The organism is Streptomyces sp. NPDC046909 (genome assembly GCF_040644695.1).
Taxonomy (GTDB): Bacteria; Actinomycetota; Actinomycetes; order Streptomycetales; family Streptomycetaceae; genus Streptomyces.
Genome location: NZ_JBEYXC010000005.1, coordinates 90,049 through 115,231, shown reverse-complemented (window position 1 = coordinate 115,231; position 25,183 = coordinate 90,049). Strand labels below are relative to the sequence as shown.

Annotated in this window: 24 protein-coding genes; 13 read left to right on the top strand and 11 right to left on the bottom strand. The window is 71.2% G+C overall.

What is annotated here, in order from left to right; genetic code table 11:
* Positions 1-12: 12 nt before the first annotated feature.
* The 3 genes from ABZ928_RS17560 to ABZ928_RS17550 all read right to left on the bottom strand — a co-directional run bounded on the left by ABZ928_RS17560 (position 13) and on the right by ABZ928_RS17550 (position 3,227).
* Positions 13-1,380 (bottom strand): FAD-binding oxidoreductase, encoded by a 1,368-nt coding sequence (locus tag ABZ928_RS17560; RefSeq protein ID WP_361519142.1) that lies wholly within the window; start codon positions 1,378-1,380, stop codon positions 13-15.
* A 130-nt stretch (positions 1,381-1,510) separates the two neighbouring features.
* Entirely contained in the window at positions 1,511-2,410 is a 900-nt protein-coding gene (locus ABZ928_RS17555) for an amidohydrolase family protein (RefSeq protein ID WP_361519140.1), read from the bottom strand.
* Complete coding sequence (locus ABZ928_RS17550; protein WP_361519138.1) at positions 2,403-3,227, bottom strand: SDR family NAD(P)-dependent oxidoreductase; 825 nt, start codon at positions 3,225-3,227, stop codon at positions 2,403-2,405. The genes ABZ928_RS17555 and ABZ928_RS17550 overlap by 8 nt, the downstream gene beginning before the upstream one ends.
* Before the next feature lie 127 nt (positions 3,228-3,354).
* Here ABZ928_RS17550 and ABZ928_RS17545 point away from each other — a divergent pair, with 127 nt between their 5' ends.
* The gene (locus ABZ928_RS17545) at positions 3,355-4,689 is read left to right on the top strand and encodes a hypothetical protein (RefSeq protein WP_361519136.1); all 1,335 of its coding nucleotides are present in this window, start codon (positions 3,355-3,357) and stop codon (positions 4,687-4,689) included.
* On the opposite strand, the gene ABZ928_RS17540 is transcribed toward ABZ928_RS17545, so the two are convergent.
* Entirely contained in the window at positions 4,678-6,369 is a 1,692-nt protein-coding gene (locus ABZ928_RS17540; RefSeq protein ID WP_361519134.1) for a hypothetical protein, read from the bottom strand. The genes ABZ928_RS17545 and ABZ928_RS17540 overlap by 12 nt on opposite strands.
* A gap of 173 nt (positions 6,370-6,542) precedes the next feature.
* On the opposite strand from ABZ928_RS17540, the gene ABZ928_RS17535 reads away from it, so the two are divergent.
* A complete protein-coding gene (locus ABZ928_RS17535) occupies positions 6,543-7,394 on the top strand; it encodes an aminoglycoside phosphotransferase family protein (protein ID WP_361519132.1) in 852 nt (283 codons plus the stop codon).
* Here ABZ928_RS17535 and ABZ928_RS17530 read toward each other — a convergent pair whose 3' ends face one another.
* Complete coding sequence (locus tag ABZ928_RS17530) at positions 7,395-7,886, bottom strand: hypothetical protein (RefSeq protein ID WP_361519131.1); 492 nt, start codon at positions 7,884-7,886, stop codon at positions 7,395-7,397. It lies immediately after the preceding gene.
* A 71-nt stretch (positions 7,887-7,957) separates the two neighbouring features.
* Here ABZ928_RS17530 and ABZ928_RS17525 point away from each other — a divergent pair, with 71 nt between their 5' ends.
* Both ABZ928_RS17525 and ABZ928_RS17520 read left to right on the top strand, forming a co-directional pair.
* A complete protein-coding gene (locus tag ABZ928_RS17525) occupies positions 7,958-8,887 on the top strand; it encodes a GNAT family N-acetyltransferase (RefSeq protein WP_361519129.1) in 930 nt (309 codons plus the stop codon).
* Positions 8,888-8,922: 35 nt separating this feature from the next.
* Positions 8,923-9,699: a class I SAM-dependent methyltransferase gene (locus ABZ928_RS17520; RefSeq protein WP_361519127.1), complete on the top strand. Its 777-nt coding sequence runs from the start codon at positions 8,923-8,925 to the stop codon at positions 9,697-9,699.
* Here ABZ928_RS17520 and ABZ928_RS17515 read toward each other — a convergent pair.
* On the bottom strand, positions 9,663-10,316 hold the full coding sequence (locus ABZ928_RS17515; protein ID WP_361519125.1) for a class I SAM-dependent methyltransferase: 654 nt from the start codon (positions 10,314-10,316) through the stop codon (positions 9,663-9,665). The two genes, ABZ928_RS17520 and ABZ928_RS17515, sit on opposite strands and share 37 nt — an antisense overlap.
* Positions 10,317-10,459: 143 nt before the next feature.
* On the opposite strand from ABZ928_RS17515, the gene ABZ928_RS17510 reads away from it, so the two are divergent.
* From ABZ928_RS17510 to ABZ928_RS17480, 7 genes are read left to right on the top strand one after another with little or no spacing between them, the layout of a single operon-like run.
* Complete coding sequence (locus tag ABZ928_RS17510; protein WP_361519124.1) at positions 10,460-11,338, top strand: xanthine dehydrogenase family protein subunit M; 879 nt, start codon at positions 10,460-10,462, stop codon at positions 11,336-11,338.
* A 6-nt stretch (positions 11,339-11,344) separates the two neighbouring features.
* The gene (locus ABZ928_RS17505) at positions 11,345-11,881 is read left to right on the top strand and encodes a (2Fe-2S)-binding protein (protein WP_361519122.1); all 537 of its coding nucleotides are present in this window, start codon (positions 11,345-11,347) and stop codon (positions 11,879-11,881) included.
* Positions 11,878-14,274: an aerobic carbon-monoxide dehydrogenase large subunit gene (locus tag ABZ928_RS17500; RefSeq protein ID WP_361519120.1), complete on the top strand. Its 2,397-nt coding sequence runs from the start codon at positions 11,878-11,880 to the stop codon at positions 14,272-14,274. The genes ABZ928_RS17505 and ABZ928_RS17500 overlap by 4 nt, the downstream gene beginning before the upstream one ends.
* A gap of 11 nt (positions 14,275-14,285) precedes the next feature.
* On the top strand, positions 14,286-15,017 hold the full coding sequence (locus ABZ928_RS17495) for an XdhC family protein (protein ID WP_361519118.1): 732 nt from the start codon (positions 14,286-14,288) through the stop codon (positions 15,015-15,017).
* The gene (locus tag ABZ928_RS17490; protein WP_361519116.1) at positions 15,014-15,907 is read left to right on the top strand and encodes a MoxR family ATPase; all 894 of its coding nucleotides are present in this window, start codon (positions 15,014-15,016) and stop codon (positions 15,905-15,907) included. The genes ABZ928_RS17495 and ABZ928_RS17490 overlap by 4 nt, the downstream gene beginning before the upstream one ends.
* Positions 15,904-17,100 (top strand): VWA domain-containing protein, encoded by a 1,197-nt coding sequence (locus ABZ928_RS17485; protein ID WP_361519114.1) that lies wholly within the window; start codon positions 15,904-15,906, stop codon positions 17,098-17,100. Before ABZ928_RS17490 ends, ABZ928_RS17485 begins: the two co-directional genes overlap by 4 nt.
* 13 nt (positions 17,101-17,113) lie before the next feature.
* Positions 17,114-17,560 carry a hypothetical protein gene (locus ABZ928_RS17480; protein WP_361519112.1) on the top strand — a complete coding sequence of 149 codons (447 nt, stop codon included), beginning with the start codon at positions 17,114-17,116 and terminating at the stop codon, positions 17,558-17,560.
* On the opposite strand, the gene ABZ928_RS17475 is transcribed toward ABZ928_RS17480, so the two are convergent.
* The 5 genes from ABZ928_RS17475 to ABZ928_RS17455 all read right to left on the bottom strand — a co-directional run bounded on the left by ABZ928_RS17475 (position 17,557) and on the right by ABZ928_RS17455 (position 22,998).
* The gene (locus tag ABZ928_RS17475) at positions 17,557-18,513 is read right to left on the bottom strand and encodes a LysR family transcriptional regulator (RefSeq protein WP_361519110.1); all 957 of its coding nucleotides are present in this window, start codon (positions 18,511-18,513) and stop codon (positions 17,557-17,559) included. The genes ABZ928_RS17480 and ABZ928_RS17475 overlap by 4 nt on opposite strands.
* 104 nt (positions 18,514-18,617) lie before the next feature.
* Entirely contained in the window at positions 18,618-19,070 is a 453-nt protein-coding gene (locus tag ABZ928_RS17470; RefSeq protein WP_361519108.1) for an NAD(P)H-dependent oxidoreductase, read from the bottom strand.
* 65 nt (positions 19,071-19,135) lie between these two features.
* Positions 19,136-19,843, bottom strand: coding sequence for a hypothetical protein (locus ABZ928_RS17465; protein ID WP_361519106.1), 708 nt, complete (start codon positions 19,841-19,843; stop codon positions 19,136-19,138).
* A gap of 108 nt (positions 19,844-19,951) precedes the next feature.
* Entirely contained in the window at positions 19,952-22,309 is a 2,358-nt protein-coding gene (locus tag ABZ928_RS17460) for an FtsX-like permease family protein (protein WP_361519104.1), read from the bottom strand.
* Positions 22,306-22,998, bottom strand: a complete 693-nt coding sequence (locus tag ABZ928_RS17455) for an ABC transporter ATP-binding protein (protein WP_361519102.1) — start codon at positions 22,996-22,998, stop codon at positions 22,306-22,308. The genes ABZ928_RS17460 and ABZ928_RS17455 overlap by 4 nt, the downstream gene beginning before the upstream one ends.
* A gap of 218 nt (positions 22,999-23,216) precedes the next feature.
* On the opposite strand from ABZ928_RS17455, the gene ABZ928_RS17450 reads away from it, so the two are divergent.
* Complete coding sequence (locus ABZ928_RS17450; protein WP_361519100.1) at positions 23,217-24,497, top strand: histidine kinase; 1,281 nt, start codon at positions 23,217-23,219, stop codon at positions 24,495-24,497.
* Entirely contained in the window at positions 24,494-25,177 is a 684-nt protein-coding gene (locus tag ABZ928_RS17445; protein ID WP_361519098.1) for a response regulator transcription factor, read from the top strand. The genes ABZ928_RS17450 and ABZ928_RS17445 overlap by 4 nt, the downstream gene beginning before the upstream one ends.
* Positions 25,178-25,183 lie beyond the last annotated feature (6 nt).

Here is a 25,183-nt window from a genome sequence, read left to right as displayed (position 1 = left end):
AACGGCTCTCCTTCAGTGGGTCCGCGCGCGTCCCGCGGCGGCGTAGGCGGTCGTGGATTCCTGCGGGGTCATATAGGTCCGGAACAGGCCGTCGGGGTCGTACGCGGCCCGGATCCGTTCCAGGCGTGCGGAGTTGGCCGGGCTGAGTCCGTGGTCGAAGCGGTCGGCGAGGTTGTTGTCCGAGAACTGGAGACCCTTGGAGAGGTGCTGGATGTCGGCGAGCAGGCCGTGCGTCCAGTGCTCGTGGGCCAGGTCCTCGGCGGGGTCGGTCCAGCCCGCGTTGGGCGAGAGGTAGAGCTTGGCCTGGCTGGACCAGCAGGCGTCGGGCCGCTCCGGGAAGCCGCCCCAGAGCATCCACAGCACATGGCTGGTGGTGTCGGGGATGGCGGCGAACAGCGGCCGGGCGGCGTCCAGGACCTTCTCGACGGGTTCGTCGGTCCAGATCCCGTCGAGGGCCCAGCGCATCCCGGGCGGGGTCATGCGGTCGGCGTAGTCGTACAGCTCGGCCATGCTCGTCTCCTCCGCGACCACAGCGCGCACGGCCCGGTCCCGGAAGGGGGCGTCCTCCAGCGGGGCGAGGGGGTTCTCGTCGGTGTCGCAGAAGGCGGTGGCCGTGATCGAGACCGTCTGCTGCTCCAGCCAGGGTGAGAAGCCGACCTTCGCCGAGAACTCGACGGCGGGTGACAGGAGTTCGAGGGTGTCGTACGACCAGGCGAGTACCTCGTCGAGGAGGTCGAGGGGGTAGGTGTGGGCGGTGCGCAGGATGCGGTGGGGCAGGTCGTGCAGGTCGAGGTGGAAGCGGGTGACGACGCCGAAGAAGCCGGGGCCGCTGCCGCGGGCCGCCCACAGGAGGTCGGGGTGGGTGTCGTCGGTGGCGTGGACGAGGGTGCCGTCGGCGAGGACGACGTCGACGGCGCGGATGCTCAGACAGGCGGGGCCGAGGCGCCGTGAGTCCCAGCCGTAGCCGCCGCCGAGGAGGAAGCCGCCGATGCCGACGGTGGGTGCGTGCCCGGTCGGGAAGAACAGGCCGTGGGGGGCGAGCCGTGCGAGCAACGCCGGTCCTGTCACGGCCGGTTGGACGGCGGCGGTGCGGGTCGCGGGATCGACGCCGATGCCCTTCAGGCGTGAGAGGTCGAGCAGCATCCCGCCCTCGCGCACTCCGTTGCCCACCCAGCTGTGACCGCCGGACCGGATCCCGATCCGCAGGTCCTCGCGCCGGGCGAGACGCACGGCGGCGAGCACGTCCTCCTCGGTCTCCGCGAGCACGATGACGTCCGGGTGGCGGTCGGGCTTGCGCTCGTTCCAGACGGCGTCGAGACGGGCCTGTTCGTACGCCGGCTCGCCGCGTCGGAGGAGCCTGTCGCGGGGAAGCTCAGGCATGGCCGTTCTCCTCACGTGGGGTTCGAGTCGGGACACTACTGTCGACACTTTGGCGCTTCAAGGGATGTGACAGCGAAATACCTGCTATCTCTGCCGACACTAGTGAACTCATATCGCTCTCTCAGGAAGCTCAGGAAGCTGACGGGAAGTCATAGAGCTCGGCCGGGTTGTCGACGAGCAGCCGCCGCAGATGCGCGGGGTCGGGTGCGATGCGCTCGACGAGGTCGACGAGGAGGCCGTCGTCGGGGGCCTCGCCGACGATGTTGACGTGCGGATAGTCGGTGCCCCACACCACGCGCTCGGGTGCGTGCGCCACCAGGGAGGCGGCCAGGGCCACGGCGTCGCCGTAGGGCGGCCCTTGGCGCGAGATCCGGTCGACACCGCTGACCTTGACCCAGACGCGCCCGGTGTCGAGCAGGGCGCGCAGGCTCCGCGGGGCCGGGCCGTCGAACCCCTCGGCGAGGTCGACACGGCCCATGTGATCGATGACCACGCGTCCGGGCAGCTCCCGCACGACGGTGTCAAGGCCCGCGATCTCCTCGCCCTGGACGTGGAGTTGGGCCGCCCAGCCGAGTCCGTCGACTCGTTCGAGGACCGAGTCGATCTCGGCCCGGGTCGGCGGAGTGCGCAGGTGGGGAAGGAAGTTGAGCCGGAACGCACGCACCCCGGCACGGTGGAGCTCCTCGATGTCACCTCTCCGCGTCGACTCGCCGATGAGCGCCACACCCCGCAGCCGCCCGTCGCCTGATCGCAGCGCGTCCAGGAGTACGGCGTGGTCGTGGCCGTGACAGGAGGACTGCACGACCACCGCCCGCGTGATCCCCAAGTGCGCGTGCAGGGCGCTCAGTTGTTCCTTGGGCGCGTCGAGGGGGGTGAAGGTGCGGTCCGGCGCGTACGAGAAGACGTCGGCGGGGCCGAGGATGTGGCAGTGGGCGTCGCAGCTGTCCCGGGGCAGCGCCAGGGCCGGCCTGCGCGGGGCGGGGTGCGGGGGCGGGCAGCCCGGGGACACCTGAAGGGCGGGTTCAGTCACAGCGCGCCGTCATTCCGCCGTCGACGACGATCTCGGTGCCGGTGACGAAGCGTGCCTCGTCGGAGGCGAGGAAGAGCGCCGCGTACGCGGTGTCGCGGCCGTCGCCCATGAAGCCGAGCGGGATCCGGGCCTGCCGCTGTTCGAGGAGCTTTTCCACGTCCCCGTCGGCACGTTGGTGGGCGAGGCGGGCCTCGACCATCGGGGTGTGCAGCTGGCCGGGGACGACCGTGTTGACGCGGATGTTGTCGGGCGCGTACTCGACGGCGGTGACCCGGGACAGCTGGATGACCGCGGCCTTGGCCGCCGCGTATCCGACCTGCGCCGCGCCCGTCCAGCGCAGCCCGGACGCCGAGGCGGTGTTGACGATGGCGCCCCCGCCGCCGCGCCGCATGACCGGGATGACGTGCTTGCAGGCGAGGAAGGCGCTGGTCAGATTGGTCCGGAGCTGGCTCTCCCAGTCGTCGAGGCTCAGCTCGACCGCGCCGCCCGCACGGGAGCCGCCGACGTTGTTGACGAGGATGTCGATCCGTCCGGCCTCACCCTCGCAGTCCGCGAAGTAGGCATCGACGGCGGCGGGTTCGGTGACATCGAGGACGGCGGTGTGCGCGCTGCCGCCCTCGTCGCGGATCTGGCGTGCGGTGACCTCCAGGGACTCCTTGTCCCGGTCGGCCAGGAAGACGGTGGCGCCCTCCCGGGCGAAGATCACCGCGGTGGCGCGGCCGTTGCCCCAGCCGGGGCCCACACTGCCGGCGCCGCCGATGACGGCGACCCGGCCCGCGAGGCGGCCCCGGCGTCGGTCGGGCAGGTCTTGGATCACGGAAGTTCTCCCTTCCTGGGGGACGAAACTGTCGACAGTTCTAGCGAGGTGTCGACAGAAAGTAAACATCTAGGCTCTCAACGCAGATGTATTGCCTTTAGTGTCGACACCGAGTTTGGATGGCCGTATGGACAAGCCACCCGTGTTCACCCCTGACGAGATCGCCCGTTTCCGCACGGAACTCGCGGCGCGGCGCGAACCCGGCGCGTACGAACCCGGGCGCTGGTCGGTCAGCCCGCTCAACCGCCGTACGGACGTGGTCGGTTCACTGCCGCCGTCGGTCCGGTTGCGCGACGCGACCCTGCGTTCGGTGGAGACGCTCCCCGGTGTCGTGGCGTCCGCCGACGCCAAGGAGGCGTTCCTGCGCCGGCTGGTGGCGAGCGGGGTGCCCGAGGTGGTGACGGCGGGCCTCGGCGGACGGGAGGCCACGGCGCTCAAGGCCGAGGTGGAGCTGGTCAAGGGCGAGAACGCGGAGTGCCGGATCGTGTGCCCGTTGATGCGCTCCCCCGAGGACATCGACCGGGCCGCGGCCGCGGGCTACGACGCCGTCCAGGTGTGGGTACAGGGCTTCGGCGAGACCGCGCTGATCTACCAGGCTCCGGTCTACGCCCAGGCCTGGCGCGGCGAGGAGTGGCGCACCGACACGACACCGCGCGACCGGTCCGCCGTACTGACCCGCGCCGCCCGCCTGATCTCGTACGCAAGGGAACGCGGCCTGGACGTCGTGGTCCCGCTGCTGATGGTCTCCTACGCCACCGAGGAGACCCACGCGGAGTCCGTCACCGTGCTGGCCGAGGCCGGGGCCACGGAACTCACCCTCTTCGACGGCCCCGGGGCGATGAGCCCGGAGGCGTACGGCCATCTCGTACGGCTCACCCGGACGCTCGCGCCCGGAGTCGAGGTGGGGCTGCACCCCCACAACACCTTCGGCCTGGCGGTGGGTTGCGCGGTGGCCGCCGTCCGCGCCGGGGCCACGGCCGTCGAGCTGTCGGTCAACGGCTACTGCGGCGGCCCCGGCAACGCGGACCTCGCGGCGACCGCCCTCGCCTTCGAGGCGCTGTACGGGGTGCACACGGGCATCAGGACCGAGCGGCTGACCGAACTCGCCCGCACCGCCGAGGCCCTGACGGGCTATCACCCCGCCTGGAACCACCCGGTCACCGGCACTCACGCCTTCTGCTGGGGCGGCATGGACCTCATCACTCAGGAGACCGAGGTCGATCCGCTCCTGCACAACTGCCTGGAGCCGACGCTCGTCGGCAACGAGCGCACGGTGCCGTTCACTCCGGACAGCGGGCCGTACACGCTCGCCGACAAGCTGGCACGGGCGGGGGTGGAGCTGACCCACGCGGAGGTGGACCAAGTGCTGGTCCGGGCACGGGAGTCGATGGCGGAGCGGGGGCGGCTGCTGACGGACGAGGAGTTGGTGGAGTTGGCGTCGGGGGTGCGGTCAGGGTCCTGAGGAGCAGCAGTCGGTGCCCGTACCGCTCTCGGATCCGGTGTTGGTCCGGCAGAAGCAGGACGCCTCGATCGGTACGTCCGCCAGCGCGACGGCGATCTTCAGTTGCTGGGCCACGATCCGCGCCTCTCCCGTCCTGCCGAGCCGGACCAGGCATTCGTGGAAGCCGTGCAGGGCCCAGACGTTGCCCGGGTGCTGGACGGCGCGCGGGAGTGTGTCGTCGAGTCCCAGGTCGGCACGGTAGACGGCCTCGGCCTCCGCGACCCGCCCCTGTTCCAGGAGGAGGGCGCCGTAGGCGTGCCGGGTGGGCTGCATCCAGCCCCAGGGCTCGTCGTAGGGCAGGGTGTCGTCGAGCTCGATCGACCGCTCCAGGGCGGCGAAGGCGGCGTCGAAGTTGCCTTTGCGGTACTCGAGTTCACCGTCGAGCATCGCCGAGGCGATGGCGAGGATGTCGGCGCAGGTGTTGTTGAACAGCATGCGCGTCTCGGGTACGCGGGTCACGGCCGCGTGGAACAGCCCGCGTTCGGCCTCGGCCTCCTCCACCCTCCCGGTAGCCGACAGGGCGACGCCGCGGGCGTAGCGCAGCATCGCGGTGGTCACGCTGTACAGCTCGGGGTCGGCGGGCAGCGGCAGTCGGAGGATGTCGGGCCAGCGGCCGAAGCGGATCAGCACATGCACCCGCATGGCGAGGAAGCCCTCCAGCCAGTCGGCCATGGGCGGGCTCTGGACGCGCAGCAGTTCCTCCGGGACGGACGCCTCCAGTGCGGCGGCGGTGTCGAGGGCGGTCCGGGACTGGCCGAGGAACATGGCGCCGTAGATCTTGAAGTGGAGGTTGTGCGAGCGGTAGAGGGTGTAAAAGTTCATCGCCCCCGCCCGGGCGTGGAACTTCTCGTCGGCGACGATGGCGGCGCTGTTGTCGGCGACGACACGGCGGTAGTCACCGCACAGGACGTCCAGGTGGGTCGGCATGTGCTGGAGATGCCCCGCGTCGGGCACCAGGCCGCGCAGCCGGTCGGCGACGGGCAGGGCGGTCTCGGGCTCCCGGGACATCTCCATCAGGTGGATGTACAGGTGCAGCAGCCCCGGGTGGCGGGCGCCGGAGTCCGTCGCGAGCGCGCCGTCGAGTACCACCTTGGCCTCCAGGGCGCGCGAGCCCTGCGCCGGCTCACCGGTCCTGAGGTTCCACAGCTGCCAAGGGGTCAGGTTCATCAGCGCGTCGGCGTACAGCGTGGCGATGTCCAGGTCGTCGGGGGCGAGGTCGTGGACGGCGCGCATGCTGTCGGCGTACGGCGCGTTCCACACCGAGCAGTCCTCGACCGCCTTCGCCTGCGGGTAGCGGGCCCGCAGGGCGCCGATCAACGCCCGCTCGACGGGCGTACCGGCGGCCTGCGCCTTCTCGTGGGCCAGCTCCACCGCGGCATGGGTGCGCTCGACGGTCCGTACGAGGTCGTCCCCGTCGAAGAACTCCCACGGCTTGTTGTAGTTGGGGCCGAGGGCGTAGGCGATGCCCCAGTACGCCATCGCGCACTCCGGATCGGCCGCGGCGGCCGCCTCGAAGCAGACGACGGCCTCCTCGTGGTTGAAGGCGTACGTCCACACCAGCCCCCGGTCGAACCACAGCTGGGCCTCGGGGGACGTGGTCGTGACCGTGCGGGTGTGGGTGCCGAGGTCGTAGTACTCCATGCGATTCCCCTGACTGCGCGCGCTCAGGTCGGCGACGTTACAGGGTGTTTTGTGCCCGACGCGCCGGTACGTCAGGGCCATGCGCGATCAAATGAAGCGCCCGCGCGGCGCTCGCTTGGTAGCGTGCGCGGGTTCGCCGGTGGACGGGTCGCGGGAAGAGGGACCGGACGACGATGCAGGTGCCAGAGGCCCGGCGTGCGGTGACCGCGGCCATGTCGATAGCCTCGTCACTTGGCCTGACGGCCGCCGAGGTGATCGTTCTCCATGACTCGAACAAGCTCACGCTGCGTCTGCTGCCCTGTGACGTGCTGGCCCGGGTGGCGCCCGTAGATCATCAGGTCGCGCGGTTCGAACTCGACCTCGCGCAGCGACTCGCCGCGTCCGGGTGCCCGGTAGCCGCTCCGGAGCCACGAGTGGACCCACTCGTCCACCAGCGCGACGGCTTCGACATCACCCTGTGGACCTACTACGAACCCACGGGGCCGCAAGAGGTCTCACCAGCCGACTACGCCACCGCACTCCACCGACTCCACGCCGGCATGCGCGGCCTGGATGTCCCGACGCCGCACTTCACGGACCGCGTCAAGCAGGCTCAGCACCTCCTGGCGCACCACGAACGCACCCCGGCGCTCACAGACGCGGACCGCGCGCTGCTCGCCGACACGTTGCGCGACACGCGGCGAGTGATCGGCGAGCGCGGCGGAGCCGAGCAACTCCTGCACGGCGAGCCCCATCCCGGCAACCTGCTCGCCACAAAGAACGGCCCGCTGTTCATCGACTTCGAGACGTGCTGCCGCGGCCCTGTCGAATTCGACCTCGCGCATGCCCCCGAAGAAGTCGCCGAGCACTGTCCAAGTGTCGATCAAGACCTCCTGCGCACCTGCCGGACCCTCATGCTCGCGATGATCACGACATGGCGCTGGGACCGGGACGACCACCTCCCGAACGGACGCCGTCTGGCCGCGGAGTGGCTCGCCCAGCTCCGAGAGACGGTCGATCGCAACAGCTCCGACCTCCGTGGCTGATCATGGGCCTGCGAACTGCCGGACCACATGCAGAAGTTGCCCGAGGAAGTCGCCGATGTCCTCGCTGACCTCGGCGAAGTCGTCGCTCCACGAGGCGGTCCGGGACTTCTCGACGCGGCCGTCGTCGGCGAGCGCGTAGAGGTGACCGCCGCCGTCGCTGGCGAAGACGATGCCGGTCCGGCCGTCTGCGAGGTCGACGTGGCCGTACTCGGAGAGGTGCTGGGTCACGGTGGCGGGCGAGTGGATGAAGTACGCGTGGTCGACATCCTCCAGGCTGGCGCTGCCGACCACTTCGTACAGCGGCAGGAGCGGCTCGAAGGCGGGCCATTGCTTGGCAAGCCTGGCGGCAGCGGCTCGAGTGTCGCGATGCGCCGGCACGACGGTGTTCTCTCCGGGCGGGTAGCCGTGCGTCTCCTCGAAGGTCTCCACGAGCCCGGCCAGGTGTCCCGTCATCACCCGGTGCCACTCATCGACCCACTCGGTGTCCACCACTGCCCCGCCCCCCATGTCCCCCGCCGAAAACCCGTTGCGACCATCCTCGCTCCCCCAACACCCTGACCTCTATGCCGTACCTCCTGCGCCCCGCCCTCCTGACCGACGCGCCCGCGGTCACCGAGCTCCTCAACACCGTGGACGAGATCGAGATCGGTCGGCGAGAGACCGATCTTCACACTGTGGAAGCCGATTTGAAGCGGCCGGACATCGATCTGGCCCGCGACTCCTGGCTGGTCTTCGACGGGGACCTGCTGGTGGCCTATGGGCTGCTGTGGGACGACTCGGGGGACGAGCGGATCGATGTCGATCATTACGTGCTGCCCGAGCATCAGGCGGGCGGGGAGTTGATTCTGGAGACGATGCGGGTCCGGGCCCTTGAGCAGGCACGCGCCAACGGGGCCGGGCGGGCGGTCGTGCATCTGCATCTCAATGCCGAGCCCACGCTGGACACTTCACTGATCGAGCGACGTGGGTGGAGTGTCGTACGGCGGTATCACGTGCTGGAGCGAGCCCTGGACCCGGCGACGGACCTCGCGCCCGGGCTTCCGGACGGGGTACGGATCCGTCCTTGTGCGACGGACGCGGACCGGGAGTGCGTGTATCGGCTGTACCAGGCTTCGTTCGCCGAGCACTTCGACTTCCAGCCGCGCAGCTATGAGCAGTGGCTGAACGATGTGTACGCCGCCGGGGCGCTCGACTGGTCGTTGGTGTGGATCGTCGGGACGGAGGAGCTCGGGGATGTGGGGTTCCTGATCTCCCGGGACGATCGTGAGGCCATGGGGTGGATCCGTAGCATCGGGGTGCTGCGCGAAGGCCGGGGGCGGGGACTCGGCGGGCTGTTGCTGCGGCACGCCTTCGCCGTGTTCGCCGGGCGCGGGCGGGAGACCGTGGGGCTCGGGGTCGACACGGCCAATGCGACCGGCGCGCCCCAGCTGTACCGCCGTAACGGAATGACGCTTCACTACGCGGTCGACACCTGGGAAGTCACTCATAACTGATCGCGTGGCGACGGTACTTCGCCTAGCGTGATCGTATGTCGGATCCCTCCGTGCGGCGCTTCTACGACGACATGGCCACCGAGTACCACCTCATCTTCCCGGACTGGGACACGAGCATCGCGCGTCAGGCGTCGGTGCTGGACCCGCTCATCCAGGGGCACTTGGGAGCCGGTCCGCGGCGTGTGCTGGACTGCTCCTGTGGGATCGGTACCCAGGCGATCGGGCTGGCCGGGGCCGGGCACCAGGTCGTCGGCAGTGATCTGAGTCCCCGTGCCGCCGCGCGCGCCGCGGTCGAGGCGGCCTCGCGGGGGCTCCGGCTTCCGGTGGCCGCCGCCGATATGCGCCAACTGCCCTTCGCGGCCTCCGTGTTCGATGTCGTCGTCTGTGCCGACAACTCGCTCGCTCATCTGCTGTCCGAGCAGGACGTCATCGCGGGACTGCGGGACATGGGCCGTGTGCTTCGACCCGACGGACTACTGGTGCTCACCGTGCGCGGATACGACGAGATCCGTGCCTCCCGGCCCACCGCGCCGCCGCCCCGGGCCACGGCGACTCCCGAGGGCCGGGTCATCACCTTTCAGCTGTGGCACTGGCACGAGGACGGCGAACACTACGACTTGGAGCACTTCCAGCTCGTCCCGGCGGGCGACACGTGGTCGGTCCGGACCCGGCATACCACCTCTTGGGCGCTGACCCGTGCCCAGTTGACCGGCTTCGTCGCCGAGGCCGGGTTCACCGATGTCGTCTGGCACACGCCGGACTCCACCGGGTTCTATCAGCCGGTGCTGACCGCGCGGCGGGCCAGCAGGTAGGCCCGTCGGGTCTCCACCTCGTGGGGGTAGTGGGTGCGTTCCAGGCGCATCTCCACGGTGAAACCGGCCGCCTCCAGCTGTTCGGCGATCCGCGTCGGGTCGAGGAAGCGGAAGTCGACGTCCACGTCGTGGCCCCACCACTCGTCCACGTGCCGGATCTCCTCGCCGATGTGGAAGGAGAGGAGGAGCAGGCCCGAGGGGCGCAGGACGCGTGCCATCTCCTCGAAGGCGCGGGGCAGTTCGCCGGGGTCGAGGTGGAGGATCGTGTAGAAGGCGACCACGGAACCGAACTCGGCGTCCTTGGCGGGCAGTTCCAGCAGGTCGCCCTCGCGGAACTCGACCTGCGGGAAGCGGCGTCCGCCCTCCGCGACCATGCCCGGGGACAGGTCGATCCCGACCGTGTGCGCGCCCTTGCCGGCGAGCAGCGCCGCCACATGTCCGGGACCGCATCCCAGGTCGCCGATGGTGGTGCCCGGTTCCGTCTGTTCCAGCAGGGCGGCGAGCAGCGCCTTGTCGAGGGGCTTGTCGTCGAGTTCCGCGGCGAGGCGGGTCGCGTACTCCGGGGCCACGGTGTCGTAGCTGCGGCGTGTGGAGTCGTGGTGCGCGTGATCACCCATGCCGTCCAGCATGCCATGACGGCGACCTTTGACCGAGTTAAGTGAACGGTTAACCAGCCGTTGACACCCGTGGGCCCCGAGGGCCCCAATGGGCCGCACACGGCGTCCGGCCAAGTCCCGGGCGGGACAGGGGGATTGCGGCCATGCAGGTTCCCGCTCCGTTCGAGTACCAGCGGGTGCACAGCGTCGACGAGGCCATCGCACTCCTCGACCGGCTCGGGGACACGGCCCGGCTGGTGGCCGGCGGGCACAGCCTGATTCCGATGATGAAGCTGCGGCTGGCCGAGTTCGAGTACCTGATCGACATCAACGAGCTGCACGGCGAACTGGGTTACGTCCGTGTCGGGCCCGAGTGGATCCGGATCGGCGCCATGACCCGCCACCGCGAACTGCTGGAGTCGGACGAACTCGCCGCCGCCTTCCCCATCGTCCGGGACGCCGAGCGGGTCATCGCCGATCCGGTCGTACGGAACCGGGGCACGCTGGGTGGTTCGCTGTGTCAGGCGGATCCGTCGGAGGACCTGTCGGCGGTGTGCACGACGCTCGACGCCGTCTGTGTGATCCGGGGGCGCGACGGTGAACGGCTCGTGCCCATGGGGGACTTCCACCGGGGGCCGTACGAGACGGCGGTCGGCGACGCGGAGATCCTCACCGAGGTGCGCTTCCCCGTCCGCCCGGGCGGGTCGAGCGCGTACGAGAAGGTCGAGCGGCGGGCCGGGGACTGGGCGGTGGTCTCGGCCGGGGCCGCGGTGTGGCTGGAGGGCGGCATGGTCACCGACGCCCGGGTCGGGCTCGCCGCCGTCGGCCCCAACACCGCCGGGATCCCCGGTATCGCCGAGGCGCTGCGCGGACGGCAGCCCGGCGAGGAACTGTACGCGCTGGCCGGGAACATGGCGGCCCAGGCCTGTTCGCCGGTCACCGACCGTCGGGGCAGCGCCGAGTACAAGCGCCATCTCGCGCGCGAGCTGACCGTGCGCGTACTGCGCCGGGCCGTTGCCCGGGCCACCGGACAGGAGGTGTGATCCATCGTGCAGGTCACCATGACCGTCAACGGGGAAGAGGTCACCCGGGAGATCGAGGGACGACTGCTGCTCGTCCACTTCCTCCGTGACCATCTGCGGCTGACGGGCACCCACTGGGGCTGCGACACCAGCAACTGCGGTACGTGCGTGGTGTGGCTGGACGGCGAGCCGGTCAAGTCCTGCACGGTACTGGCCGCGATGGCGGGCGGGCACGAAGTGCGCACGGTGGAGGGGCTGGAGCGGAACGGGCAACTCGACCCGGTCCAGCAGGGGTTCATCGAGTGCCACGGTCTTCAGTGCGGCTTCTGCACGCCGGGGATGATGATGACCGCGCGGGCGCTGCTCGACCGCAATCCCGATCCTTCCGAGCAGGAGATCAGGGAGGCGATCTCCGGGCAGATCTGCCGCTGCACCGGCTACGCCACGATCGTGCGCTCGGTGCGGTGGGCGGCGGCCGAGGAGGCCGGGATCCGCACCACGACGGCGGCCGAGGAGGCCGGGTCCCGGACCGGCACGGCGGCCGTGGAGGAGGTCTCGTCATGACGACCGTCTCCCCCAACGGCCACCGCACGGCGTTCGTCGACAACGACCAGAAGCCCTGCGGGCACGGCCGGATGCTCCGCAAGGAGGACCCGCGCTTCGTCCGCGGCAAGGGCCGCTACGTCGACGACCTGCAACTGCCCGGCATGCTCCACCTGGCGATCCTGCGCTCCCCGCTCGCCCACGCGCGCGTGGTCTCCGTCGACACGAGCCTGGCCGAGGCCCACCCGAAGGTCCGCCTGGTGGTCACCGGCGCGATGCTCGACGAGAAGGGCCTGGCCTGGATGCCGACCCTGTCCGGTGACGTCCAGGCCGTGCTCGCCACCGGCAAGGTCCGCTTCCAGGGGCAGGAGGTCGCCTTCGTCGTCGCCGAGGACCGCTACGCGGCGCGGGACGCCCTGGAGCTGATCGACGTCGAGTACGAGCCGCTGGACCCGGTGATCGACGTACGCACCGCCCTCTCCCCCGACGCGCCCGTCATCCGCGACGACCTGGAGGGCAAGGCCGACAACCACTGCTTCGACTGGGAGACCGGCGACGCGGCGGAGACCGAGGCGGCCTTCGCGCGGGCCGATGTCGTGGTGAGCGAGGACATCGTCTACCCCCGGGTGCATCCGGCGCCGATGGAGACCTGCGGTGCGGTCGCCGACTACGACGCGGTCGACGGCAAGCTCACCCTGTGGTCCACCACCCAGGCCCCGCACGCCCATCGCACCCTGTACGCGCTGGTCGCCGGGCTGCCCGAGCACAAGATCCGGGTCGTCTCCCCCGACATCGGCGGCGGCTTCGGCAACAAGGTGCCGATCTACCCCGGTTATGTGTGCGCGATCGTCGGCTCGCTGCTCACCGGCAAGCCCGTGAAGTGGATGGAGGACCGCTCCGAGAATCTCATCAGCACCGGTTTCGCCCGCGACTACATCATGCGCGGCGAGATCGCCGCCACGCGGGACGGAAGGATCCTCGCCGTCCGCACCCATGTGCTCGCCGACCACGGCGCGTTCAACGGCACGGCCGCGCCCGTGAAGTATCCGGCCGGGTTCTTCGGTGTCTTCACCGGCAGTTACGACATCGAGGCCGCCTACTGCAAGATGACGGCCGTCTACACCAACAAGGCGCCCGGCGGAGTGGCGTACGCCTGCTCGTTCCGGATCACCGAGGCCGTGTACCTGGTCGAACGGATCGTGGACTGTCTGGCGTACGAGCTGGACATGGACCCGGTCGAGCTGCGGATGCGGAACGTCATCCGGCCCGAGCAGTTCCCGTACCGCACCAAGACCGGCTGGGTGTACGACTCCGGGAACTACGCGCCCACCATGGAGCTGGCGGGGCAGCTCGCCGGATACGCCGGGTTGCGGGCCGAGCAGGCCGAGAAGCGGGCGCGCGGCGAACTCATGGGCATCGGGGTGTCGTTCTTCACCGAGGCGGTCGGCGCGGGGCCGCGCAAGGACATGGACATCCTCGGGCTCGGCATGGCCGACGGCTGCGAACTGCGGGTGCATCCGACCGGGAAGGCGGTCGTGCGGCTGTCGGTGCAGTCGCAGGGGCAGGGACACGAGACGACGTTCGCGCAGATCGTCGCCGAGGAACTCGGCATCCCGCCGCAGGACATCGAGGTCGTGCACGGGGACACCGACCAGACGCCCTTCGGGCTCGGTACGTACGGCAGCCGCTCCACGCCCGTCTCGGGGGCCGCCGCCGCGCTGGTCGCCCGGAGGGTGCGCGACAAGGCCAGGCTGATCGCCTCGTCGATGCTGGAGGTGTCGGTCGCCGACCTGGAGTGGGTGAAGGGCTCCTTCCAGGTCGCGGGCGACCCCGAGGCGGCGGTGACCATCCAGGACATCGCGATGCGGGCGCACGGGGCGGGCGATCTGCCCGACGGGGTGGAGGGCGGTCTGGAGGCGCAGATCTGCTACAACCCGGAGAACCTCACCTATCCGCACGGCGCCTACATCTGCGTGGTCGACATCGATCCTGGGACGGCGAAGGTGACGGTACGGCGGTTCGTCGCCGTCGACGACTGCGGTACCCGCATCAACCCGATGATCATCGAGGGGCAGGTGCACGGCGGCCTCACCGACGGGGTCGGCATGGCTCTGATGGAGATGATCGCCTTCGACGAGGACGGCAACTGTCTGAGCGGCTCCCTGATGGACTACCTCATCCCGACCGCGCTCGAAGTGCCGGACTGGGAGACCGGGTTCACGGTCACACCGTCGCCTCACCATCCCATCGGCGCGAAGGGTGTCGGCGAGTCCGCGACGGTCGGCTCGCCACCCGCGATCGTCAACGCCGTCGTGGACGCGCTGAAGCCCTTCGGGGTCCGGCACGCCGACATGCCGCTCACGCCCTCCCGGGTGTGGGAGGCGATGCGCGGCCGGCCGACCCCGCCGATCTGATGGGCGGCGACGTGAGCGCGCGAGCGCTCGAACTCACCGAGCGGCGGGTGCCGTTCGTGCACGCGCGCGTGGTGCGCGCCCAGGCGCCCGCGTCCGCGCATCCGGGCGACGAGGCGATCGTGCACGGGGACGGCACCATCGACGGGTTCGTCGGCGGGCACTGCGCGGAGGGATCGGTGCGTACGGCCGCGCTGGGCGCCCTGGTCGGGGGAACTCCGCTGCTGCTGCGGGTACTTCCGGAAGGCGAGGCGTCCTTCCCGGAGACGCCCGGCGCACAGGTCGTCGTCAACCCCTGCCTGTCCGGGGGCGCGTTGGAGATCTTCCTGGAGCCGGTGCTGCCGCCGCCGCTCGTCGTGGTCGCCGGGAACACGCCGATCGCCAAGGCCTTCCTCGCCCTGGCCGACGTACTCGGGTACGCCACGACCCGCGCCCTGTCCGACGAGCACGCGACGGCGGCGGTCGTCGCCGGTCAGGGCCACGGGGACGACGAGGCCCTGCGCGCCGCGCTGGACGCCGGTGTCCCGCACATCGCGCTGGTCGCCAGCCGGCGGCGCGGCTCCGCGCTCCTCGACGAACTCGCCCTGGACGCACGGCAGCGGGCCCGCGTCCACACCCCGGCAGGCCTGGACATCGGCGCCCGCACGGCACCCGAGATCGCCCTGTCCATCCTGGCGGAGGTGGTGCGCGCCGTACGGTCGCCGCGCACCCGGCTGCCGCTGGCCGAGGACACCCCGGGACGGTGAGCGACCTGTTCACGGACGCCGACGAGGTACGCCAACGCCTCGACGTGGTCGGCCACTTGGTCGACGAGGGCACCGCGACCGCGCTGTACCTCGCCACGGTCCTCGACCGCCCGCTGCTGGTCGAGGGCGAGCCCGGGGTCGGCAAGACGAGCCTGGCGAAGGCGCTCGCCGAGGTGCTGGACACCCCGCTGATCCGGTTGCAGTGCTACGAGGGCCTCACCGCCTCCGAGGCCCTCTACGAGTGGAACCACCAGCGTCAACTGCTCGCCATCCGGCTCACCGAGGCACGCGGCGCGCGGCTCGCCGACGCCGATCTGTTCACCGAGGAGTATCTGCACGACCGGCCGCTGCTGCGCGCGGTACGCCACCAAGGTCCCGTGCCGCCGGTGCTGTTGATCGACGAAATCGACCGGGCCGACGACGAGTTCGAGGCGCTGCTCTTCGAGTTCCTCGGCGAATGGGCCATCACCGTCCCGGAGTTGGGCACCTTCGCCGCCGTACGGCCGCCCCTGGTGATCCTTACCTCCAACCGCAGCCGCGAGCTCCACGACGCCCTGCGCCGTCGCTGTCTCTACCACTGGATCGACTTCCCGGGCCCGGAGCGCGCCGCGCAGATCCTGCGCCGCTCGATCCCGGCCGCGAACGAGCCGCTCATCGCCTCCGCCACGCAGTTCATCGGCCGGGTCCGCCGACTGGACCTCGACAAGGCGCCCGGCATGGCGGAAGCCATCGACTGGGTCGCCGCCCTGGCCGCGCTACGGGTCTCCCGGCCGGCCCGACCGGACATCCTCGGCACGCTCAGCGCGGTCGCGAAGAGCCCCGACGACCGCACCGCCGTCATCGGGGCCCTGGAGGAGCTGGGCTACCCGGAACAGGCGACCCGACCATGACGTTGCTGCCCGCGATCGACCGGGCGGCTTTCGCCGTCGCGCTCGCCGACCGGCTCAGGGGACGGGGCGTGACGGTCGGCCTCACTGCGCCGCAGGACTTCGTCCGCGCACTGGAGGCCGTCCCGCCGACAACACGGACGGCCCTGTACTGGACGGCCCGCATCACCCTCGTACGCGATCACGCCGACCTCGCACGCTTCGACGAGGTCTTCGACTGGGCCTTCGGCGAGGCCGCGCTCCCCGCACCGGCCCGACGCAACCCGAACACGCCCCCCGGCCGCGACGCACGCACGACGGCGCCCGTCGACACGCACACCGATCCTCAAGGCGGCCTTCCCTGGGTGACGTTGGCGCCCGCTGTCACGCACACCGACCACCACGTCGATCCGCCCGAGAGGACGGTCCCGGAGCGGCTGCCCAGCGAGCTGGCAGGCCTGGTGGACACGCCGTTCGAGCAACTGGAGGCGAGGGAGGCGGAGTTGCTCGGACGGTGGCTGGAGGGGGCCCTGCGGGAGTGGCCGGTGCGCCGCTCGCGCCGGCAGCGGGTGCGGCCCGGTGGGCACCGGGTGGCGCTGCGCGAGACGGCGGCGAGGGCGCGGCGTACCGGCTGGGAACCGGTCCGGCTGGTCCGCACGGGGCCGGTCGACCGGCCGCGGCGGGTGGTGGTGCTGTGCGACGTGAGCCGCTCGATGCAGGCGCAGGCCCAGGCGTACCTCCACCTGATGCGCGCGCTCACCCTGGCCACCCACGCCGAGGCCTTCGCCTTCGCCACCTCCCTGACCCGCCTCACCCCGGCCCTCGCCCACCGCTCCGCCCGCCAGGCCCTCGCCGAGGCGACCGACCGTGTCACCGACCGCTTCGGCGGCACCCGCATCGCCCACTCCCTCACCACCCTCCTCGCCTCCCACCACGGCGGCGCCCTCCGCGGCGCGGTCGCCCTCATCGCCTCCGACGGCTGGGACGGCGACCCTCCGGACCGCCTCGCTGCGGCCATGGCCCGGCTGCGGCGCCGGGCGCACCGGGTGGTGTGGCTCAATCCGCGGGCGGGGGTCGCGGGGTTCGCCCCACGTACGACGACGATGACGGCGGCGCTGCCGTATGTGGACCTGTTGTTGCCGGCCGGGAACTTCGGTGAGCTGTCGCGCGTACCGGGTGAGATCGCGGGGCGAGGAAGGCGGCTCGGGTGCCCGTGAGACTCTGTCGGCCATGGAACAGGTGAAGGTCCGTGCCCTCGCGCTGCCCGCGCCGATCCTGGAGGGCCGGTGGCGTCATCCGGGCGACGCGGCGCTGGCGGGACTGCTCCCGTGGTTCGAGGACCCGATCGACTTCCTGCGTACTCCACAGGAGATGGAACGGGAGTCCCGGTCGCTCGACATGTTCGCCGACGACCCCCCTTCCGCCGAGCTGTTCCGGGAAGTGCGCGGCAGCAGCCACCCGGGGCCCGTGGAACTCCCTTGGCTGGACGTCGAACAGGCGGTCCTCATCGCGGTCAACCGCAGGCCCGGCGATGACGTGGCCCTGGCCCTCGACTACCGCACCTGCCCCGCCGACCCCCGTGTCGTGGGCAGCGATTTCTGGACGAACCCCCGTCAGTGTGCCTGGCGAGAAGCCGCGCCCACCTTCTCCTCCTTCGTCGACGCCCTGGGCCTCTAGCTCCACAACGTCACATGAACAGCCGGCCGGAATCGCCCCGCCGTCACGCCTGAGCCGCGCAGCATCGCCTGGGTCGCACGGGGCGTCGTGACGAAGCGGCGGAGTTCGGCGGCGGCTTGGGGGGACTCGCGGTCGGTGAGGGTGAGGAGGTTCCAGGAGCCGCGGGCGGGGAGGTGGGGGCCGCCCAGTTGGACGAGGTCGCCGGCGGCGATGTCCTTGGCCACGGCGAAGGCGACCGCCAGGGCGACTCCCTTGCCGTGTTTGGCCTCGTCCACGCTGGCGGCCTGACTCTGGAAGATGCGCTGGTTGTGGTCCGGGACGCTCAGGCGGCGGAGCACGGAGGGGAGCATGCCGATGCGGCCCACCGCGGAGGGGCCCAACAGCCAGGTCTGGTCGCGGAGTTCGGTGGCGCCCGCGGTGCAGCCGGCGAGCGGGTGGTCGGTGCCGACCACGGCGATCACCTGGTAGTTGAGGAAGGGGGTGCAGGTCGTCGTGGGCTCGACGGTGGCGGGTGGCGGGCCGATGGCAACGTCGACCGCGCGGGTCGTCAGGAGCGTGTCGAAGCGCTGGGGGTCCTGGACGCTGAGTTCGACGTCGAGGTCGGCGGCGCGGCCGGCGAAGAGTTCGATGAGGCCCGGTGCCGCGTGCTCGGCGAACAGGCTGGACGCGGCGATGCGCAGGAGGCGGCGGCCGGTGCCCGCGCGGCGCACCTCCAGGATGGTGCGGTGCTGAAGGCCCAGCAGTTCGGCGGCGCGGCTGGCCAGGCGTAAACCGCCGGGGGTGAAGGTGAGTCCGCCCGCCGTGCGGGTGAAGAGGCGGTCGCCGAGTTCCTTGCGCAGATGGGCGATGTGGATCGAGATCGCGGCCTCGGTGACCGCGAGATCGGCCGCGGCGGCCTTCACCGACCCGAGGCGTACGGTCGCCGTGAAGGCCCGCAGTTGTGCCGGGGTCAACGAGAACCTCCCGCGCTCACCACGGGTGACCGACCACCTGTGACCTGGAGCTCAAATTAGCGCACCAGTTCGCCGAGGGCTACGGTCGCGCGGCTTGTGCGGAGTCACTCCATGAGCCCGGCCGCGAGCGTGGCGCCCAGTTCCCAGCAGGCCTCGGTGTCGGACTTGCCCGGCTCCCCGGTGACCGTCACGGCGTCGGCCGCGCGGCGCCAGCCGAGGCCCGTGGTGATCGACTCGATGGCCCGTACCGCTCCGGTGACGTCGCTGCCGCCGTGGACGTAGTACCCGAAGGGCCGGCCCCGGGTCTCGTCCAGGCACGGGTAGTAGACCTGGTCGAAGAAGTGCTTGAGGGCGCCGGAGATGTAGCCGAGGTTCGCCGGGGTGCCCAGCAGGTAGGCGTCGGCGGCCAGGACGTCGGACGCGGTGGCCGCCAGCGCGGCCCGCCGCACGACCTGGACGCCCTCGATCTCCGGCGCGGTGGCACCGGAGACGACGGCTTCCAGCATCGCCTGGCAGTTGGGCGAGGGGGTGTGATGCACGATCAGCAAGGTAGGCACACCCGAACCCTGCCGTCGGTCCCGCGTCCCGCGCAAACGCGGTCCCGCCGTTTCCCGCCCGTCGGTTACTTCTTCAGCTCGCCCGCGAAGATGGACGTCTCCGACTCGTAGTCGGGCGCCACCTCGATCTGAAGGAACGTCTCCGCCTTGGGGAGTTCGCAGCCCCAGGCCACGGAGAGCGAGCGCCCGGCGAGAATGCTGGTGTCGGGCAGGCCGTCGAGTCCGTCGTCGAAGATGGCCTCGCTCTCCTGTCCTTCGTCGCCGTAGGCGCAGTTGACCGTCATCTGGCTGGCGTCGAACTTCTTGCCGGACTTGTTGACGATCTTGATGGTGAACTTGGCGTAGGGGGTGTTCTCCGGGGACGCGTAGTCGCTGGAGACGGCGCGCGAGAACTTGGAGAGGCTGATCTCGACGTCGTTGTCGTAGACGATCGTGTCGTCCAAGCCGTAGGAGTCGTCGCCGGCCTCCTCGGTGGGCGTCTCGGTCTCGCTGTCCGCCGCCGTGGTGTCACCGGACTCGGCCGGCACCGTCTTCGTGACGGTGACGGTCGGTGCCGCCTCGGCCTCGCCGTCGCCGCTGACGCCCGCGGTGACGACGGCGGCGAGGACGGCCGCGACCAGCGCCGCGCCGGCGGCTATGAGGATCGTGTTGGTCCTCTTCTGCCCGGGCGGCGGCTGCGGCGGCAGATAGCCGGGCATGGTCGGCGGCCCGTAACCCGGCATGGCCGGCGGGATGTTGTCGGGCATCGGCGGCGGAGTGCTGTCGTGGCTCATGGTCCCCCCAGGGATGGTGCTGTTGCGCGATCAATCATCACCCCTGGGGCGCCGGTTGTGGAGGTGCCGTAATGAAAACGTGCTGATGAGAAGGTGCTGATGAAGCGGCTACTCCGTGCGCAACGCCGTCGCCGTGCGCACCTTCGCCGCCCAGCCCGCGGGCAGTGTCGCCCCCAGTACGGCGATCACGAGCCCGCCCAGTCCCAGCAGGATCAACTCCGGGGCGTCGTACACCTCGAGGACGGACGGCGGCAGCCCGGTACCCGCGGCCTCCGCCATCTTGGGCAGGACGTAGCCGTGCACCGCGAAGCCGACCGGTACCCCGACGAGTCCGCCGAGCACTCCGATCCCGGCCACGGAGGCGAGCACGAGGCCCACGGTCTGCCGCGGGGACATCCCGATCGCCTTGCACACGCCGAGGTCGTGGACGCGCTCCCGGGTGTCCAGGACAACGGAGTTGAGGACCCCGAGGCCGGCCACGGAGACGAGCATGAGGGTGAGCATCACGGCCATCGCGTCGATGAGGATGAGGAGGTTGTCCTGTTCGGAGGGGGCGTTGGCCATCGCGTCGCCACCGAGGGGCCGTACGGCCTCGGCGAGTGCCGTGGCGTACCGCGTCGGTGAGACGCCCTCTTTCACGTCGACCCGGAACTCGGCGGGTCGCACGGCCGGGAAGTCGGCCATGTCCGCGTGGACTTCCAGGACGTCGTCGGCGGTGTCGAAGTCCTCGCCGACGATCTTCAGGGTGGTCGTGACCTTGCCGACGGTCACCCGCACGGTGTCGCCGATCTCGGTGCCGGTGGTGTCCAGGAAGCGGGAGGACACGACGATCTGGCCAGGTCCGGTGACCCAGTGGCCGGAGATCAGCGCGTAACTGCCCGAGGTCGAGTCGCCGTCGTAGAGAGTGATGCGGGACGTGCCGGAGACGCCGGTGACGGTGGCGTCCTCCTGGGCCACGCCGTAGTACGCGGCGGTTCCCGGCTGTGCCTCGATGGCGGCCTTCACTTTCGCGGGGTCGGCGGGCGCGGGGGCGGGGCTGTTGTCGACCGGGACGTGCTGGCCCCTTCCGACGGTCGGGCCGCCCGCCATGACGCTGACGTCGTTGCGGCTCTCGGGGTCCCCCGCCTCCGACACCGCGTTCAGTGACGACGTCAGGCCGAGCGCGAACGTCGCGGCGATCGTGCCGAAGGCCACGGCGAGGAGCATCGCGAGGGTGCGCACGGGGTGGGCGAAGGGGCTCGCGAGGCCGTAGGTGACCGAGCGGGGCAGCGGCAGCCGTCCCGCCGCCCGGTGCGCCCACTGGCCGCGGCCGGTGCGGGGTGCCCGGCCGACGGCGATGGCCTCGACGGTCCGCAGCCGTCCGGCCCGGAGCGCGGGGACCAGTGCGGCGATCCCGACGACGAGCAGGGCGGCCACCGCGACGAGGACGTCCACCCACCAGGCGACCGACAGCGAGGGCGCGCCGTAGATCGTCTCGGAGTCCTCCAGGAGCGGCAGAGCCATGAGGTTTCCCAGGACGACGCCGAGGGCGATGCCCGCCGTGGCCGGCAGGAGCGCCTGGGCCACGTAGGCGCGGACGACCTCGCGCGGGGTGAAGCCGATGGCCTTGAGGATGCCGATCCTGCGCAGGCTGGTGCCGACAGCGCCGCTGATGACGCTGCCGACGATGATCACCGACATGACGATGCCGAGCACGCCGAACGCCATGAGGAACGGGATGGTCGGCGCCGCGTTCGCGTCGGCGGAGCGCTTGGTGTCCAGGTAGGACTGGGAGCCGAGGAGCGCGCCGGAAGGGACGGCGGCGGTGAGTTTCTCGCGGTCGGCGGCGATGTCCGCCTTCGTGTCCGCGGAGCGGAAGCGGTAGAGCATCTGGCTGGTGACCGGGGTGTCCTCAGCCTCAAGTGCCGTCACCTGGGCGGGCGTTGCCCAGGCGTCGGCGGTCTTGCCGACGGAGAGGGCGAAGCCGACGACCGTGAGCGTCGGGCTGTCCGAGGCGTCCGACGTCCTGAGCTCGGAGCCCAGTTGGAGCGCGGGCCCCTCGAACGACGCCGAGAGCACGATCTCGCCGGGTTTCGTCGCCCAGCGGCCCGACTTCAGCTCCAGTCGGTCCACGTCGGTGTCGGGGTCGGTGCGGCCGACCAGTGTCATCGGCGGCATGTGCCGCCCCTCGTCGTCCACCGCGTCGACCGTCGTGGCCGGGTAGGGTCCCGCGCTGCCGGTGACGCCGGCCAGCTCGCCGGTGGCCTTCAGCTGGGCCGTGCTGACCTTCGCGGGGTCGAACTCCGCGGTGACATGGGCCCCGTTCTGCCGGGCGAAGGCGTGGTCGAAGGGCGCGCTCGTGGCGACCATCAGCGATCCGGCGACGACCGCCGAGGCCACGGCCATCATCGTGGCCAGCGCGATCACCACGGTCTGCACCCGCCGGCGGCCCACTCCGGACCGTACGACCCGGGTGAGGGCGCTCATCGCACGGCCTCCGCCTGGGTGTCGAGGGCGAGATGGCCGTCGACGAGGTGGATCGTGCGGCTCGCGCACGCCTCGGCGAGGGCCGGGTCGTGGGTGACGAGCACGATGGTCTGGCCGCCGCGGTGCAGGTCTACGAGGAGTTCACGGACGTCCTGGCCGGAGGCGCTGTCGAGGGCACCGGTCGGTTCGTCGGCGAGCAGCAGCGCGGGCCGGTTGACCAACGCCCGTGCCACCGCGACGCGTTGCCGCTCGCCGCCGGAGAGGCGGCCCGGGTAGGCGCGGGCGTGCTTCTGGATGCCGAGCATATCCATGAGCTCGGCGGCGCGGGAGGCCGCCTTGCGCCGGGCGGTGCCGGTCAGTTGGGCGGGGAGCTGGATGTTGTCGGCGACGGTGAGGTCGTCGAGCAGGTTGAAGAACTGGAAGACCATGCCGATCTGTTCGCGGCGGAAGCGGGCCAGGGCGTGCTCGCCGAGCTGGTCGACGCGCAGTCCGGCCACGGTCACGGTGCCGGTGGTCGGCTTGTCGAGGCCCGCGACGAGGTTCAGCAGGGTGGACTTGCCGCTGCCGGAAGGGCCGGTGACGGCGAGGGCCTCCCCCTGGGCGACACCGAGGTCGAGCGGTCCGAGCGCGGGCGCCCCGGCACTGTCGTAGCGCTTGGCCACGCCCGCCAGTTCGATCAGATGGGTCATTGGGAGTCCGTCCTCGCGTCTGAGAGATTCCTGAGAGGTTCAGGCCCAGCGAAGGTAGGGGCGCGGCCCGCTGCCCCGCGTCGCCCGGGGCACCGAGATGCGGCCCTTCGCGCGGAGGATCCGTGGGCGGGGTCATCCCTGCGAAGTACGCCTGGAGGACAGGGCGTCGGCCGTACAGACGGACGCCAGTTCGGCGACGTCGAGCCCACAATGTGCCGATGGAGACCGTGAACCGCCTGCTTCGTCACGTGCGCGCGGCGCTGCGGCCGGAGCCGAGGCGTGCCCCGTTGTCGCGGCGCGCCGTCCGTGTCGACATCGTCCTGGCGCTGGTGCTGACCGCGGTCGCGCTGATCGTGGCGGTGCGCTATCCCGGCGACGGGCCGGTCGACATCTCCAAGGTCGAGCCGATGCCGCCGGAGGCGCCCCGTCCTCCCGTCGTGGGACCGCGGTTCATGACGGACGAGCCGTACTCCCCGCCCTGGCCGCTGGTCGTGATGTCGGCGCTGCCGCTGGCCGTCCGGCGCCGGTTCCCGCTCGCCGCGTTCGCGGTACTGATGACCGCGGTGCTGGGCATCGGCGACAACGCCTCCTGGATCAATGTGCTGACCTGTGTGATCGCCGCGTACAGCGCCGTCATGTACAGCAGGCACCGGGCGGTGGCGATGTCCACGATGGTCTTCGCGGCCGTCCTGTTCGGCTTCGCGTTCCGGGAGACCGAGCCCATCCTGCCGGGCTGGTCGAGCCCCGCGGTGGTGCTCCTGATCGCCGGGGTGCTGGCCGGTCTCGTCCGCTACTGGAGGCGGCGCCTCAAGGACGACCGCGAACGGCTCGCACGCCTCGAACAGGACCAGGAGGAGGCGACGCGGCGGGCCGTGGAGGAGGAACGGGCCCGTATCGCCGCCGAGTTGCACGATGTCGTCACCCACAATGTGAGCGTGATGGTCATCCAGGCAGGGGCGGCGCGCAAGGTGATGGACGTGGCGCCGGAGCGATCGAAGCAGGCGCTGCTCGCGGTCGAGGCGGGAGGGCGGGCCGCGATGGCGGAACTGCGCCATGTGATGGGCCTGTTGGCGGCCCCGGACGCGGATCACCCCGAGGCCCTCGAACCCCAGCCGGGGCTTGGGCAGTTGGGCGCGCTCATCGCACGGGTCCGCGCCGCCGGGACCCCGGTCGGCATCGCGGTGTCCCTGCCCCCGGACCCGCTGCCGCCGGGCGTCGATCTGACGGCGTACCGCGTGGTGCAGGAGGCGCTGACCAACACCATCAAGCACGCGCCGGGCGCCGAGGCCACCGTCACGATCGGCTACACCGACGACATCCTTCAGATCGAGGTCACCGACACGGGCGCCGTCCGCGACGCGGCGCCGGGGGACGGAAACGGCCGGGGGCTCATCGGTCTGCGCGAGCGCATCGCGGTCTACGGCGGCGAGTTGACGGCCGCTCCCACGCTCGCCGGCGGCTATCGCGTCAAGGCGCTCATCCCCTGGCGGACGGCATGAACGGGCCCCGGCTGCGCGCGGTCATCGCCGACGACCAGGCGCTCGTCCGCACCGGGTTCGGGATGATCCTCGCCGCGGACGGCATCGAGGTGACGGCCGAGGCGGCCGACGGCGCGGAGGCGGTCGCCGCGGTCCGGCGGACCCGGCCCGACGTGGTCCTCATGGACATCCGGATGCCGGGGATGGACGGCATCGAGGCCACCCGGCGCATCCTCACCGAGGAGGGCGCGGAGGGCACTCGGGTCATCATCCTGACCACGTACGACCTCGACCACTACGTGTACGCGGCGCTCACCGCCGGGGCCAGCGGCTTCCTGCTCAAGGACGTCACCCCCGAGCATCTCGTGGCCGCCGTGCACCTGGTGCGCTCCGGCGACGCCCTGCTCGCCCCGGCGATCACGCGCCGGCTCATCGAGCGCTTCGCGCAGCGCGAGGAGGCCCGCCCGGCGGCCTCCCGCCACCACGACCTGTCCGGGCTGACCCCGCGCGAGCTGGAGGTGCTGCGGCTGCTCGGGACCGGGCTGAGCAACGCGGAGCTCGCCGACCGGCTCTTCCTCAGCCAGACCACGGTCAAGACCCACATCGGCCGCATCCTCTCGAAGCTGGAGCTGCGCGACCGGGTCCAGGCGGTCGTCCTCGCCTACGAGTCCGGGCTGATCACCCCGGGAGGGGCGGACTGACCACCG

Coding starts and splice junctions, on each gene's coding strand:
- ABZ928_RS17560 (WP_361519142.1), bottom strand. CDS start 1,380: ATGCCTGAGCTTCCCCGCGACAGGCTCCTCCGACGCGGCGAGCCGGCG.
- ABZ928_RS17545 (WP_361519136.1), top strand. CDS start 3,355: ATGGACAAGCCACCCGTGTTCACCCCTGACGAGATCGCCCGTTTCCGC.
- ABZ928_RS17540 (WP_361519134.1), bottom strand. CDS start 6,369: ATGGAGTACTACGACCTCGGCACCCACACCCGCACGGTCACGACCACG.
- ABZ928_RS17535 (WP_361519132.1), top strand. CDS start 6,543: ATGCAGGTGCCAGAGGCCCGGCGTGCGGTGACCGCGGCCATGTCGATA.
- ABZ928_RS17525 (WP_361519129.1), top strand. CDS start 7,958: ATGCCGTACCTCCTGCGCCCCGCCCTCCTGACCGACGCGCCCGCGGTC.
- ABZ928_RS17520 (WP_361519127.1), top strand. CDS start 8,923: ATGTCGGATCCCTCCGTGCGGCGCTTCTACGACGACATGGCCACCGAG.
- ABZ928_RS17515 (WP_361519125.1), bottom strand. CDS start 10,316: ATGGGTGATCACGCGCACCACGACTCCACACGCCGCAGCTACGACACC.
- ABZ928_RS17510 (WP_361519124.1), top strand. CDS start 10,460: ATGCAGGTTCCCGCTCCGTTCGAGTACCAGCGGGTGCACAGCGTCGAC.
- ABZ928_RS17500 (WP_361519120.1), top strand. CDS start 11,878: ATGACGACCGTCTCCCCCAACGGCCACCGCACGGCGTTCGTCGACAAC.
- ABZ928_RS17485 (WP_361519114.1), top strand. CDS start 15,904: ATGACGTTGCTGCCCGCGATCGACCGGGCGGCTTTCGCCGTCGCGCTC.
- ABZ928_RS17480 (WP_361519112.1), top strand. CDS start 17,114: ATGGAACAGGTGAAGGTCCGTGCCCTCGCGCTGCCCGCGCCGATCCTG.
- ABZ928_RS17465 (WP_361519106.1), bottom strand. CDS start 19,843: ATGAGCCACGACAGCACTCCGCCGCCGATGCCCGACAACATCCCGCCG.
- ABZ928_RS17460 (WP_361519104.1), bottom strand. CDS start 22,309: ATGAGCGCCCTCACCCGGGTCGTACGGTCCGGAGTGGGCCGCCGGCGG.
- ABZ928_RS17455 (WP_361519102.1), bottom strand. CDS start 22,998: ATGACCCATCTGATCGAACTGGCGGGCGTGGCCAAGCGCTACGACAGT.
- ABZ928_RS17450 (WP_361519100.1), top strand. CDS start 23,217: ATGGAGACCGTGAACCGCCTGCTTCGTCACGTGCGCGCGGCGCTGCGG.
- ABZ928_RS17445 (WP_361519098.1), top strand. CDS start 24,494: ATGAACGGGCCCCGGCTGCGCGCGGTCATCGCCGACGACCAGGCGCTC.